Annotated in this window: 13 protein-coding genes; 10 read left to right on the plus strand and 3 right to left on the minus strand. The window is 69.6% G+C overall.

Annotation, left to right across the window (positions count from 1 at the left end):
* Nucleotide 1: 1 nt before the first annotated feature.
* Nucleotides 2-1,021: a glycosyltransferase family 2 protein gene (locus AB0O65_RS03875; protein WP_363383530.1), complete on the minus strand. Its 1,020-nt coding sequence runs from the start codon at nucleotides 1,019-1,021 to the stop codon at nucleotides 2-4.
* Nucleotides 1,022-1,197: 176 nt separating this feature from the next.
* Between AB0O65_RS03875 and AB0O65_RS03880 the strand changes: the two genes are divergently transcribed.
* The 7 genes from AB0O65_RS03880 to AB0O65_RS03910 all read left to right on the plus strand — a co-directional run bounded on the left by AB0O65_RS03880 (nucleotide 1,198) and on the right by AB0O65_RS03910 (nucleotide 8,832).
* Entirely contained in the window at nucleotides 1,198-2,478 is a 1,281-nt protein-coding gene (locus AB0O65_RS03880) for a CDP-glycerol glycerophosphotransferase family protein (protein WP_071643994.1), read from the plus strand.
* The gene (locus AB0O65_RS03885) at nucleotides 2,478-3,236 is read left to right on the plus strand and encodes a biotin--[acetyl-CoA-carboxylase] ligase (RefSeq protein WP_363383203.1); all 759 of its coding nucleotides are present in this window, start codon (nucleotides 2,478-2,480) and stop codon (nucleotides 3,234-3,236) included. The genes AB0O65_RS03880 and AB0O65_RS03885 overlap by 1 nt, the downstream gene beginning before the upstream one ends.
* Nucleotides 3,237-3,292: 56 nt before the next feature.
* Nucleotides 3,293-3,838 (plus strand): PH domain-containing protein, encoded by a 546-nt coding sequence (locus AB0O65_RS03890; protein WP_071643990.1) that lies wholly within the window; start codon nucleotides 3,293-3,295, stop codon nucleotides 3,836-3,838.
* 63 nt (nucleotides 3,839-3,901) lie between these two features.
* The gene (locus AB0O65_RS03895; protein ID WP_191711867.1) at nucleotides 3,902-5,023 is read left to right on the plus strand and encodes a 5-(carboxyamino)imidazole ribonucleotide synthase; all 1,122 of its coding nucleotides are present in this window, start codon (nucleotides 3,902-3,904) and stop codon (nucleotides 5,021-5,023) included.
* 101 nt (nucleotides 5,024-5,124) lie between these two features.
* On the plus strand, nucleotides 5,125-5,592 hold the full coding sequence (gene purE / locus AB0O65_RS03900; protein ID WP_363383532.1) for a 5-(carboxyamino)imidazole ribonucleotide mutase: 468 nt from the start codon (nucleotides 5,125-5,127) through the stop codon (nucleotides 5,590-5,592).
* Between the two features lie 92 nt (nucleotides 5,593-5,684).
* Nucleotides 5,685-7,061: an LCP family protein gene (locus AB0O65_RS03905; RefSeq protein WP_363383534.1), complete on the plus strand. Its 1,377-nt coding sequence runs from the start codon at nucleotides 5,685-5,687 to the stop codon at nucleotides 7,059-7,061.
* A gap of 139 nt (nucleotides 7,062-7,200) precedes the next feature.
* A complete protein-coding gene (locus AB0O65_RS03910; protein WP_363383205.1) occupies nucleotides 7,201-8,832 on the plus strand; it encodes a RecQ family ATP-dependent DNA helicase in 1,632 nt (543 codons plus the stop codon).
* A 47-nt stretch (nucleotides 8,833-8,879) separates the two neighbouring features.
* Here the strand turns inward: AB0O65_RS03910 and AB0O65_RS03915 are convergent, their stop codons facing one another.
* On the minus strand, nucleotides 8,880-9,464 hold the full coding sequence (locus AB0O65_RS03915) for a hypothetical protein (RefSeq protein ID WP_363383207.1): 585 nt from the start codon (nucleotides 9,462-9,464) through the stop codon (nucleotides 8,880-8,882).
* 141 nt (nucleotides 9,465-9,605) lie between these two features.
* Nucleotides 9,606-11,381: a DUF4012 domain-containing protein gene (locus tag AB0O65_RS03920; protein WP_363383209.1), complete on the minus strand. Its 1,776-nt coding sequence runs from the start codon at nucleotides 11,379-11,381 to the stop codon at nucleotides 9,606-9,608.
* Nucleotides 11,382-11,441: 60 nt separating this feature from the next.
* On the opposite strand from AB0O65_RS03920, the gene AB0O65_RS03925 reads away from it, so the two are divergent.
* The 3 genes from AB0O65_RS03925 (at nucleotide 11,442) to AB0O65_RS03935 (ending at nucleotide 18,238) form a co-directional block, all read left to right on the plus strand.
* Nucleotides 11,442-12,509 carry a glycosyltransferase gene (locus AB0O65_RS03925; RefSeq protein ID WP_363383211.1) on the plus strand — a complete coding sequence of 356 codons (1,068 nt, stop codon included), beginning with the start codon at nucleotides 11,442-11,444 and terminating at the stop codon, nucleotides 12,507-12,509.
* Nucleotides 12,510-12,602: 93 nt separating this feature from the next.
* On the plus strand, nucleotides 12,603-14,771 hold the full coding sequence (locus AB0O65_RS03930) for a hypothetical protein (RefSeq protein WP_363383213.1): 2,169 nt from the start codon (nucleotides 12,603-12,605) through the stop codon (nucleotides 14,769-14,771).
* A gap of 212 nt (nucleotides 14,772-14,983) precedes the next feature.
* Nucleotides 14,984-18,238 carry a glycosyltransferase gene (locus tag AB0O65_RS03935; protein ID WP_363383215.1) on the plus strand — a complete coding sequence of 1,085 codons (3,255 nt, stop codon included), beginning with the start codon at nucleotides 14,984-14,986 and terminating at the stop codon, nucleotides 18,236-18,238.
* Nucleotides 18,239-18,251 lie beyond the last annotated feature (13 nt).

Below are 18,251 nucleotides of genomic sequence, written 5' to 3' on the forward strand. Positions count from 1 at the left end.
GCTACGGCAGCGGGGTGTTGCGCGACCCGAGCCGCGACGCGTCGACCATGTCGCGCGCACCGCGCAGGGCGCCGCCGATGAACCCCAGACCCCACGAGAGGTGCATGGTCGGCAGCACGGCCATCGTCCACAGCCGTCGGCGCACCCCGCCCGGGCTCATCAGACCGACGCCGATGACCAGCAGCGCGTAGGCGAGCAGCGGCAGGTAGATCATCGAGGCGATGACGGCTGCGACGCCGCGCAGCACGCCGATGAGCTGCAGGATGCCGACGAGCAGGGCCGTCGCGCTGACGAGCACCAGGACCGGAGGAGCGAAGAAGCGCAGTCCGTTGCGCCGCCCGAAGCGGCGCACCAGCTCGCCGCGCCACGCGCCCGTGGCGCGGAACTGGCGGGCCAGACGCGACCAGCTCTCCCGCGGCCAGTAGGTGACCGACAGGGCCGGATCGAACCAGACCAGGTGACCGGCCTGGCGGATGCGCAGGTTCAGCTCCCAGTCCTCACCACGGCGGATGGTCTCGTCGAACAGGCCCACCTGCTCGATCACGTCACGGCGCATCACCCCGAGGTACGCGGACTCCGCCTCGCCCTCGTGCTCGCTGCCGTGGTACGCGCCGCCGCCCAGCCCCACGGGGGAGTTGTACAGCCGCGCCACCGCGCTCTGGAACGGGGTGCGGCCGTCGGCGCGCATGATCCCGCCGACGTTCGCCGCCCCGGTGCGCCGGAGTGTCTCGAGGCCACGGCGCGCGTACCCGGGGGAGAGTTCGGAATGCGCGTCGACGCGGATGATGGTGGGATGCCGACTGGCCCGGATGGCGGCGTTCAGACCCACGGGGATGTGCGCGGCGGGGTTGTCGACCAGGATGATCCGTGGGTCGTCATCGGCGAGGCGCCTGGCCAGTTCCGTGGTGCCGTCGCTGGAGGGTCCGAGCGCCAGCACGAGCTCGGCGGGACCGTCGATGTCCTGCTCGAGAACCGAGCGCACTGCGTGCTCGAGGTAGTCGCGCTCGTTCAGAACCGGCATCACGAACGAGACGCCGGCGGAGGTGATCCTGTCGTCATCCTGCACGTGTCGATCATGTCATGCGCGCTCGTTCCGCCGGCGCGGACGATTCGCAGGTCGGCTCCCGCATCCGGAACGGGCGGCAGCCGGCATCCCTCCGCCTGAGGGCGCTCGCGACCGCCCGGTATCCTGGAGGGATGGGTGTGGTCTCAGACGGCAAGAAGGCGTATCGACTGCTGCAGAAGGCACTGACCTCGCGCTCGGCCGTGCAGCGTGTGCGACGGCGTCTCGCCGCCCAGGGCCCGCACCCGGCCGGTCGCTACCGCATCGCGGTGTACTTCGCCGACGGCGCGGTCAACATGTATCAGATGCGCCAGTGGTACCGCCCCCTCGCCGAGCTCGCGAAGCGCTGGCCCGTCGTCGTGCTCTCGCGCAGTGCCACCGGAGCCGAGCGGCTGATCGAGGAGGACGCGCTTCCGGTCGCCTTCCTGCCCACGGTGCGCGACCTCGAGCGGTTCATCGCCGAGCAGGACATCCGCATCGTGCTGTACGTGAACCAGAACACCCGCAACTTCCAGATGTTCCGCTACGGCCGACGCTGGCACGTGTTCATCAACCACGGCGAGTCCGACAAGATGTACATGACCACCAATCAGTACAAGGCGTACGACTACGCCCTGATCGCGGGTCAGGCCGCCCGCGACCGGCTCAGCCGCACCCTGTGGGACTACGACCTCGACACGCGCACGATCGAGATCGGTCGGCCGCAGGCCGACCATTACTCCGGAACTCTGCCGTACACCCCCGACGAGCGCATGGTCGTGCTGTACGCGCCGACGTGGGAGGGGGATCGTCCCTCGGCGCACTACGGCTCGATCGCGTCGCACGGCGAGACCCTGGTCGCCGGGCTGCTCGCCACGGGCCGGCATCGGGTGATCTACCGTCCGCATCCGCGCAGCGGCGTCGTGGACCACGACTACGGCGCGGCGCACCGCCGCATCCTCGCCGCGATCGACCAGGCCAACACCGCCGACCCGCGCGCCCAGCACGTGTACGACGACGGTCCCGAGCTCGGCTGGCAGCTGGCCGCGGCAGACGTCGCCGTCGTCGACATCTCCGCCATGGTCTACGACCGGCTCGCCGCGGGCAAGCCGCTGCTGATCACGCGCCCGGCCGACGAGCGTGCCTCCATCGACACCACGGGGTACCTGTCGGCGTGCGAATGGCTCACCGTCGACGGCGCCGCGCGCATCGTCGAGGAGGTCGAGCGCGTCGCCGCTGACGACGAGGCCGTCGCCCGTCTGCGCACCTGGGTGCAGCACTACTTCGGTGACACCGCGCCGGGAGCCGCGACCGCGAAGTTCCACGGCGCGATCGAGCACCTCATGCGCACGTGGGACGAGTGGCATGCCAGGGATGCCGGTGGGACGGCATCCGATGCGGACGGCGGCGACGGCGCCGATGAGGACGACGACTGATGCAGCTTCCGCGCACGCGTGCGCTCGCCGACCCGCTCATCGTGCTCGACTCGTGCGGCTCCACCAACGTCGAAATGCGCGAGCGCCTGACCCGCGAGCGACTCGGCCATCTCGCCGCCCTGGTGACCGACGCGCAGACCGAGGGTCGGGGACGTCTGGATCGCACGTGGACGACGCCGCCGGGCTCCGCGCTCGCCGTCTCGGTGCTGCTGCGCGATCTGCCCGCCGACGCCGATGCGTGGGGCTGGCTCGCGCTGGCCGCGGGCGTTGCGATGACGGATGCGGTGGCAGCCCAGCTGCCGGCACACGATGTCGGCTTCAAGTGGCCCAATGATGTCCTCGTCGACGGGCGCAAGATCTGCGGCATCCTCGCCGAGGTCACCCCGGACGGTGTGATCGTGGGCAGTGGGGTGAACACCGTGATGACGACCGCCGAGCTGCCGGTGCCGACCGCCACGTCGTTCGCGGCGCTCGGCGCGGCTGCCGACATCGACCTGCTGCTCTCCGGCTACCTGGAAGCCCTGCGCGGCCTGGTCGCCGGGCTGGCCCGCGACGGGGCACGGGCATCCGGACTCCACGACGAGGCGGAGAGGCGCTGCCTCAGCCTCGGCCGCGACGTCGAGGTGACGATGCCGCACGGCGAGACGCTGCGCGGTCGCGCCGTGCGTCTGCAGGACGACGGGTGCCTCGTGGTCGACGCCGCCGGCGTCGAGCGGGCGGTGGCGTCAGGCGATGTCGTGCACGCCCGACTCGCCTGAGCCGACGCGCCCGGCGGCCTGCCGCGTACCCGGGGCGACGCGGGCACAATGGAGGGGTGACACAGCCCGTGACCCTCGGCGGCCGGCCGAACATGCCGCCGCCGGGCGCGCCCGCCGAAGAACTGCTCGTGGCGCGTCTGCGCAGCCATGCGCGGCGGCTCTTCTGGCCTGCGGCGCTGCTCGTCGCCACCGTCGGCGTCACCGCCTACCTCTACGACAACCTGCCTGAGGGGTACGAGAACTGGATGCTGCTCGCCGGAGCGGGCATCATCGTGCTGCTGCTCGTGGTGATGCCGTTCCTGTTCTGGATCTCGCGCACGTTCACCATCACCACCCGCCGGGTCATCGTGCGCGAGGGGCTCGGCTCACGCCGTCGCCGCGAGGTGTCGCACATGCGCGGCTACTCGATCAGCATCCGCCGTGGTCCGCTGCAGCGGGTGTGGGGCGCGGGGACGATCACGCTCAGCGACGGCGCCGACGAGCCGGTGCGGCTGGTGAACGTGCCCATGGCGAGCCTCGTGCACGAGGTGCTCGCCGATCAGATCGAGGTGAATCAGATCCTCGCTCATCGTGACGCGCAGTCCGCGAGCCGGGGGTACTGAGCGCCGATCGTCTTCCGCTCGCGACGGAGTGCGCGAGAATGGAGACGACGAAAGGGGCGCTGCATGACCGTGCGCGTGGGTGTGATCGGCGGAGGACAGCTGGCTCGGATGATGATCGCTCCGGCGGTCGAGATCGGGCTCGACATCCGGGTGCTCGCCGAGGACGAGGGGATGTCGGCGCAGCTGGCGGCGACCGCCGTCGGCGACTACCGCGACCTCGAGACGGTGCGCGCCTTCGCGCGCGACGTCGACGTCATCACCTTCGATCACGAGCACGTCCCGCAGGATGTGCTCCGCGCGCTCGTCGCGGACGGCATCCAGGTGCATCCCGGGCCTGATGCGCTGCAGTACGCGCAGGACAAGCTGGTCATGCGCGCGCGTCTCGCCGAACTCGACGTGCCCCAGCCCGAGTGGGCTCCGGTGCGCGACGCGGGCGAGCTGCAGCGGTTCATCGACGAGCACGGCGGGGGAGCGGTCGTGAAGACGCCACGCGGAGGATACGACGGAAAGGGCGTGCGCGTCGTGCGCTCGGGGTCGGACGCCGCCGACTGGTTCGCGTCCGCCGGCGGCGAGGCGCTGCTCGCCGAGGAGCTGGTGTCGTTCCGCCGCGAGTTGGCACAGCAGATCGCTCGACGGCCCAGCGGCGAGATGGTCGCCTACCCGGTCGTCGAGACCGTGCAGCGCGACGGGGTGTGCGCCGAGGTCATCGCACCGGCGCCGGGCACCACCGCGCGTGTGGTCGAGCTCGCCGAGCAGATCGGACGCCGTGTCGCCGAGGGCATCGGAGTGACGGGCATGCTCGCCGTCGAGCTGTTCGAGACCGACGACGACCGCATCCTCGTGAACGAACTCGCGATGCGCCCGCACAACAGCGGGCACTGGAGCCAGGACGGCGCGGTGACCGGGCAGTTCGAGCAGCACCTGCGGGCGGTCGCCGACCTGCCGCTGGGCCGCACCGATCCGCGGCAGCCGTGGACCGTGATGATCAACATCCTCGGCGGACCCGCCGAGGGTTCGCTCGCCGACCGCTTCGCGCCCGCGATGCAGGAGTATCGCGACGCGAAGATCCACACCTACGGCAAGGCCCCGCGTCCCGGCCGCAAGGTCGGTCACGTGAACGTCTCGGGCGACGACCTCGAGGACGTCGTCTACACCGCCCGTGCAGCAGCAGCCCTGTTCGTCTGAGCGCGCGCGTGCCGCTGCGACCTTCTCCCCACACCGCCCCGTAGCCTGTCATGGTGACTGAGCCACTGCACTCCTCGAGCACGCCCCTCGTCGGCGTCGTCATGGGTTCCGACTCCGACTGGCGCGTGATGAGCGACGCCTCCCAGGCGCTCACCGACTTCGGCATCCCGCACGAGGTCGAGGTCGTCTCGGCGCACCGCACGCCCGACAAGCTGATGAGCTACGGCCGCCAGGCGCGCAGCCGCGGCATCAGGGCGATCATCGCCGGGGCAGGGGGAGCGGCGCACCTTCCCGGCATGCTCGCGTCAGTCACCGCCGTGCCGGTCATCGGCGTGCCCGTGCCGCTCGCCTACCTCGACGGCATGGACTCGCTGCTGTCGATCGTGCAGATGCCCGCCGGCATCCCCGTCGCGACCGTGTCGATCGGCGGTGCGCGCAACGCCGGCATCCTCGCGGCGCGCATCCTCGGCACGTCCGACGCCGCGCTCGCCGACCGCGTCGAGGCGTACGCGCGCGATCTCGAGCAGCAGGTCGAGCAGAAGAACCAGCGGCTGAAGGACTCGCTGTGACGCTGGCCGTCCCGCACGCCCCAGCGCGAGGCGGGCGGCCGCTGATCGAGACGAGGCCCCTGCGATACCCGGATGTGTCGGACGGGACGGTCATGGGCCGTCGCGGGTGGTGGCTCGTGGTGCTCAACGCCCTCGTCCCCGGCTCGGCGCAGGTGCTCGCCGGCAATCGCCGTCTGGGGCGCTTCGGGCTGGGAGCCACCCTGCTGGGTTGGCTGCTGCTCATCGTCGGCGCGGGAATGGGGCTGTTCGCGCAGGACGCGCTGGTGTGGTTCGTCACCGGGCCGCTGTCCTGGTTCGTGCTGACGTTCGTGCAGGTGCTGCTGATCGGGTACGCGATCCTGTGGGTGGTGCTGACCATCGACACCCTGCGGCTGGTGCGTCTGGTGCGGGTGCCGGGCTTCTCGCGGTGGACGATGGCGGTGGCATCCGTGCTGGTGCTCGCGCTCGCCGCGTCGTCGGCGGTATACGCCTCCACCGCCGTGGCCTCGAGCCGGGGTGCGCTGACGACGATCTTCGGCAGCAGCGGGCCGAGTCTGCCGCCGAGCGAGGGGTACTACAACATCCTGCTGCTCGGCGCCGACAGCGGCGACGGGCGCGACTCGATGCGGTTCGACAGCATCTCGGTGGTCTCGGTGAACGCCGACTCGGGAGCCGTGACGATCACCGGCATCCCCCGCGACATGAGGGAGTTCCCGTTCGCGGAGGACAGCCCGATGCGCGACCCAGAGCTGGTCGGCTACGACTACCGCAACTACTTCGAGGGCCACGACGACCTCCAGTGCGGCTGGGGTGCGGGTGTCAACCAGCTCACCAACGCGGTCGAGGAATGCCGCAAGGACGGCGGGAAGTCGATCTATCCCGACGCCGCCGCGCACGATTCGACGCCGGCGATCGAGGCGACGAAGGATGCCGCAGAGGGGATCCTCGGCATCGAGATCCCGTACTACGTCTTCGTCGACATGGATGCCTTCGCCGCGCTCATCGATGCGCTCGGCGGGGTAGACATCACGGTCGCGGAGCGTCTGCCCAAGGGTGGCGGGCCGGCGTACCCCGGCCAGCCGGCCGCGGATTGGGCGATCGGCTGGATCGAGCCGGGGCCGCAGCACATGGACGGTGACACGGCGCAGTGGTACGCCCGGTCGCGGTACACGACGAGCGATTTCGACCGGATGAAGCGGCAGCGCGAGCTGCAGGTGGCGATCCTGCAGCAGTTCACCCCGCAGACCGTCCTGACCCGTTTCAACGAGATCGCCGCGGCGGGGACAGAGCTCGTGCAGACCGATCTGCCCACGAGCAAGCTGCCCGAGTTCTTCGATCTCGTCAAGAAGGCCAAGGGACAGCCGGTCGCCCAGATCGAGCTCACGCCAGACAACGGCATCGTGGAGGCCGAGCCCGACTACACGCTCGTCCGCCAGATGGTCGACGCCGCGCTGCACCCGCCGACGCCGACGCCGACCCCCAGCCCCTGAGGGGTCTGGGGCTCTGAGCCTGTCGAAGGACCCCGAGCCTGCTCCTTCTGGGTCCCTGAGCCTGTCGAAGGGCCTAGGCCGTGCCGCCTCCTCACGCAACCCCGTCGCATCGACGAGCATCCTGCGATCCAATGAACGGGTGATCCCAGACGACATCGACCGCGTCGCCCGCGAGTCCTTCGGCATCGACCAGCTCAAGCCCGCGCAGCGGGATGCGATCGAGGCGGCCATCGACGGACGCGACGTGCTCGGCGTGCTCGCGACCGGGTACGGCAAGTCGGTGATGTACCAGATCGCCGCGACGCTGCGCGAGGGCGTGACGGTCGTCGTGTCGCCGCTGATCGCCCTGCAGGAGGATCAGCTGGTCGGGATCGAGAACGCACCCGACGCGCCTGCGGCGGTGGCGCTGAACTCGGCCGGGGGTGCGCGCCGCACGCGCGAGGCGTGGCGGATGCTGCGCACCGGTCGCGCGGAGTTCGTGCTGCTCGCGCCGGAGCAGCTCGCCAAGGATGACGTGCTGGCGGCGCTCGCGGAGCTGGAGGTGTCGCTGCTCGTCGTCGACGAGGCGCACTGCATCGCGTCGTGGGGGCATGACTTCCGGCCGGACTATCTCATGATCGGCGCGGCGGCGGAGCGCCTCGGGCGCCCGCCGATCATGGCGCTGACGGCGACGGCGTCCACGCCCGTGCGGGCGGAGATCTCGCGGCGGCTCGGCCTGCGCGATCCGTTCGAGAGCATCGGCGAGTTGGACCGGCCCGAGATCGCGCTCGCGGTGCGACGGCACACCCACGATGGCGACAAGCGATCGGCGGTGGAGGACGAGGTGGTCGCGCTGCCCAAGCCCGGCCTGGTCTACACCGCGACACGACGCGACACCGAGCAGTACGCCGAGCGGCTGCAGGAGCGCGGGCTGCGCGCGGCCGCCTACCATGCGGGCATGTCGGGAACGGCGCGGGGCCAGGTGCACGAGGATCTGCTCGGCGACCGGCTCGACGTCGTGGTCGCGACCTCCGCCTTCGGGATGGGCATCGACAAGCCCAACGTGCGCTTCGTGGTGCACGCCGACGCCCCGGAATCGGTCGACGCGTACTACCAGGAGGTCGGACGCGCCGGACGTGACGGCGAAGCCGCTCAGGCCACCCTGCACTTCCGCCCCGAGGACCTGGCCCTGCGGAAGTACTTCGCCGGGCGCAAGCCCGCCGGCGGCGAGATCCGTCGGCTGCTGCGCGCCCTCGAGGGCGGCCCCCGCAAGCGGGCAGAGCTGGCGGAGGAATCGGGTCTCTCGGCCCGGCGCGTGACCGCTCTGCTCGCACTGCTGTCGGACACCGGGCACGTGCGGATCGGCCGCAGCGGCGTGCGGCTGCTCACTCGTGACGTCAGGACGGCGGTCTCGGATGCACTGGAGCGGGTCGAGGAGCGCGAGCGCATCGATCAGTCCCGGATCGAGATGATGCGCTCGTACGCCGAGACGCGCCGCTGCCGCAGGCAGGTTCTGCTCGGGTACTTCGGCGACGAGCTGGAGGGGCCGTGCGGCAACTGCGACACCTGCGCGGCGGGGGTGGCGGACGGTGGCGGGGACGAGATCGAGGGTGGGGCGGATGCCGGTTTCGAGGTCGACGACGCCGTTCGGCACCGGGAATGGGGCCCCGGCACCGTGATGTCGGTGGAGGAGGATCGGATGACGGTGTTCTTCGACGCCGAGGGATACCGGGTGCTGTCGCTGGAGCTCATCGAGGAGCACGGTCTGCTCGAGCTGGCACCGCAGGAGTGAGCACGCGGCCGGGCCGGAGGTGTGTTCGGGTTCCGGCCCAGCGGCTGTCATCCCCGTCGCGACCGACGAGACGCGCCTACGCCCACCAGCGTGCCGCCGGCGACAAGGGCGAGCGCCCCGCCACCGAGCAGCCAGGGTGACGGGGCTCCGCCCGTCGCTGCCAGCGCGGAGTCGGCGGGCGCCCCAACCGCAGCGACGGAAGCGGGTGCCCGGCAGCTGCCATCACTCGTCACGCTGATGACGGCGCTGTATGTGCGCGGCACCGTCACAGCACGCGCAGTCTGAGCCGAAGGTGCCGTGCCAGTGAACGTGACGGTGTAGACGCCGGCCTGTCCAGCCACCGGCTGAAACGAAAAGACGAGACTTCCGTCAGCGGCCGCGGTGTCACCGGATGTGGATACCCGGTCAGCCGCAGGTCCGGCGACGCCGACCGACACCGGCGATCCGGGTGAGAAGTAGCCCGCATCGAACATCACCTGCGATCGCTGGCAGGACTTGATCGCTGCGTCCTGCACGCGCACGGACGGGTTGCCGGCATATGAGTCGGACTCGGCGGCCGAGGCGACCGACGGAAACGACAGTGTGAGGGCAGCCACGACGAGGCCGATGGCTGCCACCTTCTTCTTCAGCATGATTCTCCCCAGTGGACTCATGCGGAATCGCGTCGATCAGCTCCCCAGCCATCGAACGCGTCGAACCCTTCCGCCCCCACGGCGAAATGTCAGGCTCGGTATTCCCCAGTGAGATGACGTTACCGCGAGCGAGATGGAAAGTCACGAACCGCAGCGCAGCGAGGCAGTCGTGATCTCGACGTCCGTCGCCATCGGCGTGTGCTTCACGACAGTGCCGGCCTCGCCGGCCCCTTCGCCGATGAAGTCGACGGTGATCGTGGACGACGCGCCCGGAGGGAGGGTCACGCTGTGCTGCACCGCCACCCGACCTTCGAGCTGCGTGGTCTGCACCGGTTCCTGCGCGCCGTCGCGGTCGTAGCGGGAGACCGCGGCACCGGCCGGTCCGTACACCGCGACGAGTGTGCGGGTGTCGCCAGGGGCCACGCCGAACCACCCGTCGGCCGAGACGTACGGCGGCAGGGTGGGGACGATGTTAGCGGGAACCCCGTTCGTCCAGGTCACCTGTACGCGGGTTGTGGGCACGCCATCGCACACGCCGGTGCGGGTCGATATCTCAGCGTGCGCGTACACGTCCATCTTGCTGCCGCTGGTGTCGTTCAGCAGCACGCCGACGACCGGCGCTCCTGCGGCATCCGAGGGGATGCCGCCACCCACAGCGGACGCCGCCAGGATTCGCTCCTCGGAGTCACGGGCGCTCCAGATGCGGACGCGATCCTCGGCGACGGAGGTGCCGAGGGCACCGATCAACGCGGCAGGATCGTCGGCGCGCAGCGCGGCGTCGAACAGGACGGCGGCTGTCTGCGCGAACACCGCATCCTGCTCTCGAGGATCGGAGTATCGGCGATAGACATCTGACAGCAGCACGGTCAACACGTTGTCGGCGTTCATCGTGAACGGCCCGACCGTCTGCGGGCCGGTCGCCGCGAGCAGGTGACGGGCGACCACCGCATCGATCGCGATGACGCCGTCGATCTGATCACCGAACCTCTCCTGCCAGCGTGAGGCCATCGCCGGTGCCGCCTCCCCGAAGTCCGGGATGCTGGTGAGATTCTGCATGTGCCGACCCGGCCGCTCATCGAAGAGCGCCACCGTCGCCGGGCTCAGCTGCAGTGGGGTCTCGAGCGGCGGGAAATCGCTCGTCGACGCCTGACCGATGATGCTGAGGGATCCGCCGTCGGCCCGGATGAGAGCGAACGCACCCGCTATGCCACCGGCAGAGCGCAGCTCTGCGTTGTTCAGCATCGCCACGACGTAGGTTCGGGGTTCGTCGACGCCCAGCATCGGCGGGATCAGCACGGCGGAGGAATGCAAGGCCTCGACGATGTCGAGAGACTCGTGGACGACGCCGCGCAGCTGGCCGACCGCCTCGGCGATACGGGGGATCGTCGCCCCGCCATCGATGCGATCCGCGCGTGCTGCCGCTGTTGTCAGGACGTCGGTGGCGTCGGCGAGGGGCTTCTGAGCTTCGGCGATGAGCGCGACATCGATCGTTCCGTCGGTGATCGTGATCCGAGCCGGATCGATGCTCTTCACGGCGGTGAGAAGGGGCGGGACCGCGCCGTGGGCGATGTCGGCGGCGATCTGAGACGCCTCACGCGCCGCGCTGAGGTTCGGCCCGGCCCAGGGGACGATCTCGGCAGCGCGCCAGACCGGATCGCCGGTCAGATCTCGGGCGGAGCGTGCGTGCTGGGAGAGCGCCTGCGCGTCGCGTGCTGCTCCGTCGAGGTCACCCGACGCGACGGCCGTGCGCAGCCCGGAGGCCGTCTTCTCGAGCTTCTGCAGTTCTCCCGCGGCCGCCGCCCCCCGGGCGAGCACCCAAGCGGCGGCGAGCAGCAGGACGGCAGCCACGACGACAGCCGCCCAGACGACCCAGCGACGGGGTCGGCGTCGGGTTCGAGGCGCGGGGTTCTCGGTCACGGGAGCATTCAAGCATGCCGCTACCGGGGACGCCCAGGAACCCGCGGTTAGGCTGACGCCATGAGTGTTCAGCTGCGCGTCGTGTTCGATCAGGTCGGCGTCGATGCCGACCTGGCGAGAGCGGGCGCGGCGCTCACCGATGGCCTGATTCGCACGGCGCCGCGCGGCTGCGTGGTGTCGGCGATCGCACCGAGTGGCACTGAGGTCGCGCTGGCGGGAGTACACGAGGTGCGCACCCTGCCGTTGGCGCGTCGGGAGCTCGCCGCGGCCTGGCAGATGGGCATCGCCGCGGGAGTCGGAGGGGGGCTTATCCACTCACCGACGCTCCTGGCTCCGCTGGTGCGTCACGATCGTCTGCACGACCACGACCAGACGACGGTCACGCTGTGGGACCTGTGCGCCTGGGAAACGCCGGAGACCATGCCGAAGACGAACGTCGTATGGCAGCGGGCGATGCTCAAGAGGGCGGTGAAGCACGCGGATGCCGTGGTCGTGCCGTCGCACTCCATGGCCGAGCGATTGGGTGAGATCGCTCCGCTCGGCGATCGGATCCGGGTGATCGCGGGGGCTGCTCCGAACGGCTTCGGTGAGCCGGGGGATGCTGCGGCGCTGCGCGCTGAGGTCCAGCTGCCGGAGCGTTACGTCGTGATCACGGGCGACGGCGAGTCGTTCGCGGACGGGTTCCGCGCGGCTGCGCGCGCGGGAGCGGATGCGGTGGTGCTGGATGCCGAAGAGGGATCGGAGACAGCGCTCATCGAGCTGGCAGCCGTTGCTGGTCTGCCTGCACACCGGCTCCACGTCAGGGGGGCGCTTGACGATGTCGCTCGCGCGGCGGTGATCTCCGCCGCAGGCGCTGTCGTCGGCACATCGACGGCAACGCGCTGGCCCTGGCGATTGATCGAGGCGATGGCGCTGGGCGTGCCAGTGGTTGCGGTCGATTTCGGCGTGCATCGCGATGTGATCGCAGACGGGGGCGCCGTGGTGGGCGCCCAGGATCTATCTGAGGTTCTCGTTGACGCGCTTGGGGCAGGGCGCGAGCGGTTGGCGGTGTTGGCCTCTGACCGGGCCCGGGCGTTCTCGTGGGCGAGCTCCGCGGAACGGGTATGGTCGCTGCACGCCGAACTCTGAGAATCAGCCGCGAGCAATCGCGACACGCCGTGTGAAACCCGCCGATATACCGCCTCGGTGGCATCATCGCGCAACTTCCGTCACACTATTCACATGCATCTTCGTCGACCCGGTGGTCCGCACGTATCTCGATGGACCAGACACGCGACGACCGTCCTCGCGATTCTTGGTCTCGTCCTTGGTGCCGCAGTGCCCGCTGCGGCAGCGTCGGCGCCTGTAGCTGGGGTCGCTGCGACGACTGTCAGTGGGCCGGTCAAGACATCGCTCGCGGGGTTCGACCCAGGCAACATCATCAGCGACGCGGTCTTCACCGACAAGACCACGATGACCGAGGCTCAGATCCAGTCGTTCTTCAACTCGAAGGTCAAGACCTGCCAGGCCGGATACACCTGTCTGAAAGATTACAAATCCGATTCGGTGAATCGACCTGCAGACGTCTACTGCAAGGGGTACACAGGTGCCAAGGGCGAGTCGGCGGCCCGGATCATCCACCGGGTCGCGCAGTCATGCAGCATAAACGCACAGGTGCTGATCGTGATGCTTCAGAAGGAGCAGGGGCTCATCACGCACACATGGCCGAGCAAATGGCGCTACGACGCCGCGCTCGGTCAGGCGTGCCCCGATACCGCGCCATGTGACCCCAAGTTCGTCGGGTTCTTCCACCAGATTTACGGCGCCGCGCGGCAGATGCAGATCTACATGGAGGGCCGCTACTTCCAGTGGTACCAGGCGGGCAAGACCTGGCAGATCCAGTACCACCCGGACCGTGAGCGGTGTGGCACCGGACCGGTCTACATCGCGAATAAGGCGACGGAAGCCCTGTATTACTACACCCCGTACCAGCCCAACGCGGCCGCCATGCGCGCCGGCTACGGCACGGGTGACTCGTGCTCGAGCTATGGCAATCGCAACTTCTACAACTACTTCACCGACTGGTTCGGCTCGACGCAGGGCTCGCGTGGTGAGAACCTCCGGGTCGGCGAGGACATCTTCTTCGTCAGCGCAGGGGTCCGGTACCACGTCAGGCCGGATGACTGGCCCGAGTACGAAGCCAAGTTCGGCGCGTTCCGCACCGTCGCCTCTGTGTCGCAGTATGCCGATGGCGGCACGACATCCCGTTTCGTGCGGAACATGTCGACCGGGGTCATCGCCTACTTCGACGGTGGCAAGACCCACCGGTTCCCGACGTGCGACCTCGTCGCGGCGTGGGGCGGTGCCTGCAAAAGCCTCGTGCAGATGACCGATAGTGATTTCGCGCGGATCGGCGCCGGGCCGGAGATGACTCCGTTCGCGCGGGTCGCTCACGGCGGCACGGTGCACCTGATCTCGGGCAAGACTCTCATCCCGCTGTACGACGCTGCGGCCCGCCTCGCGGCGAACGGCGGGAAGGTCGATCCCTACGCCGCCGTGATGGCTCCCGCCTCGCGCGCGAAGTTCACCTTGAGTTCTCGTATGCAGTTCGCGCCCGGGCAGTTCGTCACCGCGTCCGGAACGTCGGAGGTGTACCTTGCGACGCAGGACGCGCGGCTGCTGCATCTCCCCTCCTGGGATCTGGCCCAGGACCTCGGCCTCAACCGCACGAAGGCGACCGTCCCGGCCTCGGCGCTGAACGGCTACAAGAAGGGCGTGCTCGGTGCGGTCTTCACCTGCGCCGGGCAAACGTATATGCCCTCGGGTTCCGGCCTCAGCGTCCTCATGCGAGGGAACACGACCGGCATGGCTGCGACCGCACTGGACGCACCGACCTGTGGCCGGCTCAACCTCTCCGGAGCACAGGTCGCGACCGAGGCCTTCGTGCGCTTCGCCGGCTCCGCTGCGGTGTTGCACGTGACCGCGGGGACGACTCGACACGTCGCGTCCGTCGGGCAGGTGCGTTCGCTCGCGGGCGGCGTCTATCCGAAAGTGACGCAGCTGCGTGTCGGAACAGCGAGCGCGTTCGTGGCGGGCGCCCCCTACATGCAGGCGGGAACGCTCGTGCGCGCCGACGGCACGTCGGAGGTGTACCTCGTTGACGGGCTCACGCTCATCCACCTGCCGACCTGGGACATGGCCGCGGCATTCGGCCTGGCGAAGACCTCGCGCCTCGAGTCCACCGCCGCGCTGTATTCATTCGAACGCCGGCCCGCGCTGACGACCTCCGTGTCGTGCAACAACGTCACTTTGGTCGCTGCAGGCGGCCGATTTGCCCCGTCTGCGCCGCCCGCCGGGACCGCGGTCACCGTGCTTGCCCCCGCGACCTGCACAGCGCTCGGCGTCAAGTAGGGCCGCTGCGCGGCGTCGAAGATGCCGGGCACCGGACCCCGATGCGAATAGGCTGAGAACGAGTAGCTGGTTCCGTCGATGAGGCGGATGTCGATGGGATGAGGCCAATGGCCCTATGGAAGCGGAAGCTCGCTGCGCGCGAAACGGACATTGAACGGGCGGATCTCGCGTTTCCGGAGCGCATCACGTCTCGCGAATACTACGGAGCCCTGGTGGGCGTCCGCTTCGACGACGACCTGGCCGCCGCTGAGCACTACCTCGCGGATGGGTGGCGAGAGGGCGTGGTGCCGCACCCGTTCCTGCATCGGCCGATGGTGCGCGCGTCCATGGACGCTGCCGTCACGCTCCGAGACGAGCTCCGCGCGTTCGCGACCGAGGCGAACGCGCTGCCGCAGTTCGGGGCGATCGGCGGACTAATCAACGGCGAAAGCCTGCGGGAGAACAGAAAGCTCTCGCATCTTGCTGATGTCGCCGAGTTCCTCCGCGCGCCCCGCTCCGAACAGGACGCGGCTCCGGTGCTATCAGGCGGGAGCTGGGGGCGGCTGCGGACCGTCCTCACGGACGCCGCTCACGTCGTCGCGCGCATCCACGAGGCGGAGATGTTCGACGCAGAGGGTTACGCCGGCGATCGTCCCTTCCTCACGTGGCGTGCGGCCCTCGATGACTATCTGGTGGACGGGGAGACGGCGGGACGCACGCCGAACTGGGCCTTCGAGCCCGAGTGGCACAGCGCTCACGACCGCGCGCAGGCGCGCGGAACTCGCACCTTCAACCAGCTCTTCTCGTATGTTCTCGGGGGTGAGCGGACACAGACTACGCCCGCCGACGCGAGCAGCCGTCCCCTCGCCGAGTTGCTTCGACTCGCCGACAGCGACGAGATCGAACCGGTGGGTGGTGGGCGCGTGACGGTGGGAGCGATGAAGAGCACCACGCTCGCCGCCCAGCAAGGCCTCCCCGAGGCTCGAGCCGGAAGGCGGCTGTCTCTGCGCGGCGGGGAGAACACCCAGGTCGTCGTGATCGTGGACGGTCGTCACCTGGTAACAGAGGCGCACTACGAGGATCTGCGTGGGCTGGCACGAACGCAGGATGCCGAGTTCCGAGAGATCGTCGTCGTGTGCGACGCAGACGACGGGCACACGCCGCCCCTCCGCACGATTTTCGACGAGGAGCGGTTCCACTTCCGCTCGTCGGCACTCGGGCAGCCGTTCGGTGCTGTCGCCGCCGCGATCGTCGAAGAGGGCGGTTTCTCCGGCTGGACGCTCTGGAGGCCGGGACAGCAGTGGAAGCCGGGCGGCCTGGCGGACGTGTCACGGGCGTTGGACGTGCATCCCGAGGCGTCAGCCGTCGGTGCGTACACACCGTTCGCTCCTCAGAACTGGGGGGATCTCGACGGGGCCCTGTGGAACTCCCGCCTCGATGCCGCCGGGATCGTCTTCCGCGCTGACCGCATCTCTCCCGATCCTGCCCTGGACTATGGGGTGAACGCCGATGCGGTCGCGCGGCTCGCGATCGAAGGCGACGGCATCGTGCTGGAGGGGGATCGGTTCTGGGCGCGCCGTTACGACGGTTCCGTCTTCGCGAATCGTGCGGGCGCCAACAGCGCGCGAAAGCGACACCACCAGGCGGCCGACTGTACGCTGCCGTCGTCGGTGACGGCTACGGTCGTGATACCGACGTTCGAGGACTGGCGGATGACCGTGGACGCCGTGCGAGCGGTGCGCGCGACGAGCACGGCCGGGGTCATCGTCATCGACAACGGTTCGCGCCGCCCTGTCGGGGCGATTCTGCGCCAGGCGTTTCTCGGGGATCCGTACGTGCAGTACGTCCGGTTGCCGGCGAATGCCGACTTCGCTGTGGCGAGCGATGTGGGAGCTCGGATCGCGACATCGGAGACGGTCGTGTTCCTCAACAACGACACCGTCGTGCAGCCGGGGTGGTTCGACGGACTGGCGGCCGCGCTCGCCGACGCCGCTGCGGCGCAGCCGCTGCTGCTCTTCGCGGACCGCACGGTCCAATCCGCTGGGACGGTGTTCGCGGGCGGGCTCGCGACTCCCCGACACCTGCTCACAGGATTCCACCCGACCGACGTGCCGCCGCACGTCGCCTCTTACTCCTTCTCCGCGGTCACCGCCGCGTGCATGGCCGTGCACAGGGCCGATTACCTCGAACTGGGCGGCTTCGATGCGGAATACGTCAACGGGATGGAGGATGTCGATCTCTGTCTCCGACTGAAGGCGTATACGGCCCGTCCTCTGCGTGTTGTGCCGACGTCGACCGTCCTTCATCTCGAGAGCAAGACGGCGGGGCGGTTCGCCCATGTCCTGCCCAACCGCCGGCGTTTCTCGCAGGTGTGGAGGGAAGAGCTCCTCACCGAGCTGGACGACCGCTCGGTGTTGGATGGCGGACCGTTGCGGGTCGCCGAGGTGAGGTGGGGAGAGCAGCGAGGATTCCCGCTGCGCGAGCCCGAATGGCAGATCGAACGTGTCGTGACGCCGCTGCAGACGAACGAGCGCACTCCCCGTCTTCGGTGGGCCCTCAAGACCTCGAGCCCCGGCACGATCCTGGGTGACCGCTGGGGTGACACGTTCTATGCCGATGATCTGGCGGCAGCTCTGCGGCGTCTCGGCCAAGACGTGGTCGTCGATCGAACGAGCTCCTGGCAGCGACCCGCGAGCAGCGGATGGGACGACGTCACGCTGACCCTGCGCGGCCTGCACCGGTTCACGCCTCAGCCGGACGCCGTCAACCTCCTCTGGGTGATCTCGCACCCGGACAAGGTGACCGTGGATGAGCTCAACGAGGGATGGGACGCGGTGTACGCCGCGGGGCCCCAGTGGGCGGCGGAGCAGGGACGGCGCTCCGGCGTCGCCATCAGCCCGCTGCTGCAGGCGACCGACCCCTCGCGCTTCCGTCCGTCGCAGGACAGACCGCGCGACGGCGGCGTGCTCTTCGTCGGCCGCACGCGGGGAGAGCGGCGGCCGGTCGTGCTCGACGCGGTGCAGGTCGCTGAGGACGTCGAGGTCTACGGCGACGACGGCTGGGAGCAGTACATCCCCGTAAGCCACGTGCGTGGCCTGATCCTGCCGAACGCCGAGCTGCCTGCGGCCTACGCGAGCGCGCGCGTCGTCCTCAACGACCACTGGGTCGACATGCGGCGCGGCGGCTTCCTCTCCAATCGGCTCTTCGACGCGGCGGCGACGGGGGCACGCATCGTCAGCGACGACGTCCCCGGGATGCGGGAGGTCTTCGGCGATCAGGTACATACCTATCGGGACCGCGCGGAACTGCAGCAGCTGCTCGCGCCGGGATCGACGATCTGGCCCTCGGCGTCGGACCTCGCGGCGGCGGGTTCCCGGATCGCCGCAGAGCATTCTTTCGATGCACGCGCTCGCCGGCTTCTGGACGACGTGCTCCCGCTCGCGGCCCACCGGGCTGCAGCGCACGGACGGACCTCTCAGGTCGGCTGAGTAGGATATCCGG

This window comes from Microbacterium sp. NPDC077391, from assembly GCF_040686955.1.
GTDB classification, from domain to species: domain Bacteria; phylum Actinomycetota; class Actinomycetes; order Actinomycetales; family Microbacteriaceae; genus Microbacterium; species Microbacterium commune.

Excerpts from the sequence above, each read along its gene's own strand:
- AB0O65_RS03915 (WP_363383207.1), bottom strand. The coding sequence starts at position 9,464 with ATGCTGAAGAAGAAGGTGGCAGCCATCGGCCTCGTCGTGGCTGCCCTC.
- AB0O65_RS03885 (WP_363383203.1), top strand. The coding sequence starts at position 2,478 with ATGCAGCTTCCGCGCACGCGTGCGCTCGCCGACCCGCTCATCGTGCTC.
- purE (WP_363383532.1), top strand. The coding sequence starts at position 5,125 with ATGGGTTCCGACTCCGACTGGCGCGTGATGAGCGACGCCTCCCAGGCG.
- AB0O65_RS03925 (WP_363383211.1), top strand. The coding sequence starts at position 11,442 with ATGAGTGTTCAGCTGCGCGTCGTGTTCGATCAGGTCGGCGTCGATGCC.
- AB0O65_RS03895 (WP_191711867.1), top strand. The coding sequence starts at position 3,902 with ATGACCGTGCGCGTGGGTGTGATCGGCGGAGGACAGCTGGCTCGGATG.
- AB0O65_RS03930 (WP_363383213.1), top strand. The coding sequence starts at position 12,603 with ATGCATCTTCGTCGACCCGGTGGTCCGCACGTATCTCGATGGACCAGA.
- AB0O65_RS03880 (WP_071643994.1), top strand. The coding sequence starts at position 1,198 with ATGGGTGTGGTCTCAGACGGCAAGAAGGCGTATCGACTGCTGCAGAAG.
- AB0O65_RS03905 (WP_363383534.1), top strand. The coding sequence starts at position 5,685 with ATGGGCCGTCGCGGGTGGTGGCTCGTGGTGCTCAACGCCCTCGTCCCC.
- AB0O65_RS03875 (WP_363383530.1), bottom strand. The coding sequence starts at position 1,021 with ATGCCGGTTCTGAACGAGCGCGACTACCTCGAGCACGCAGTGCGCTCG.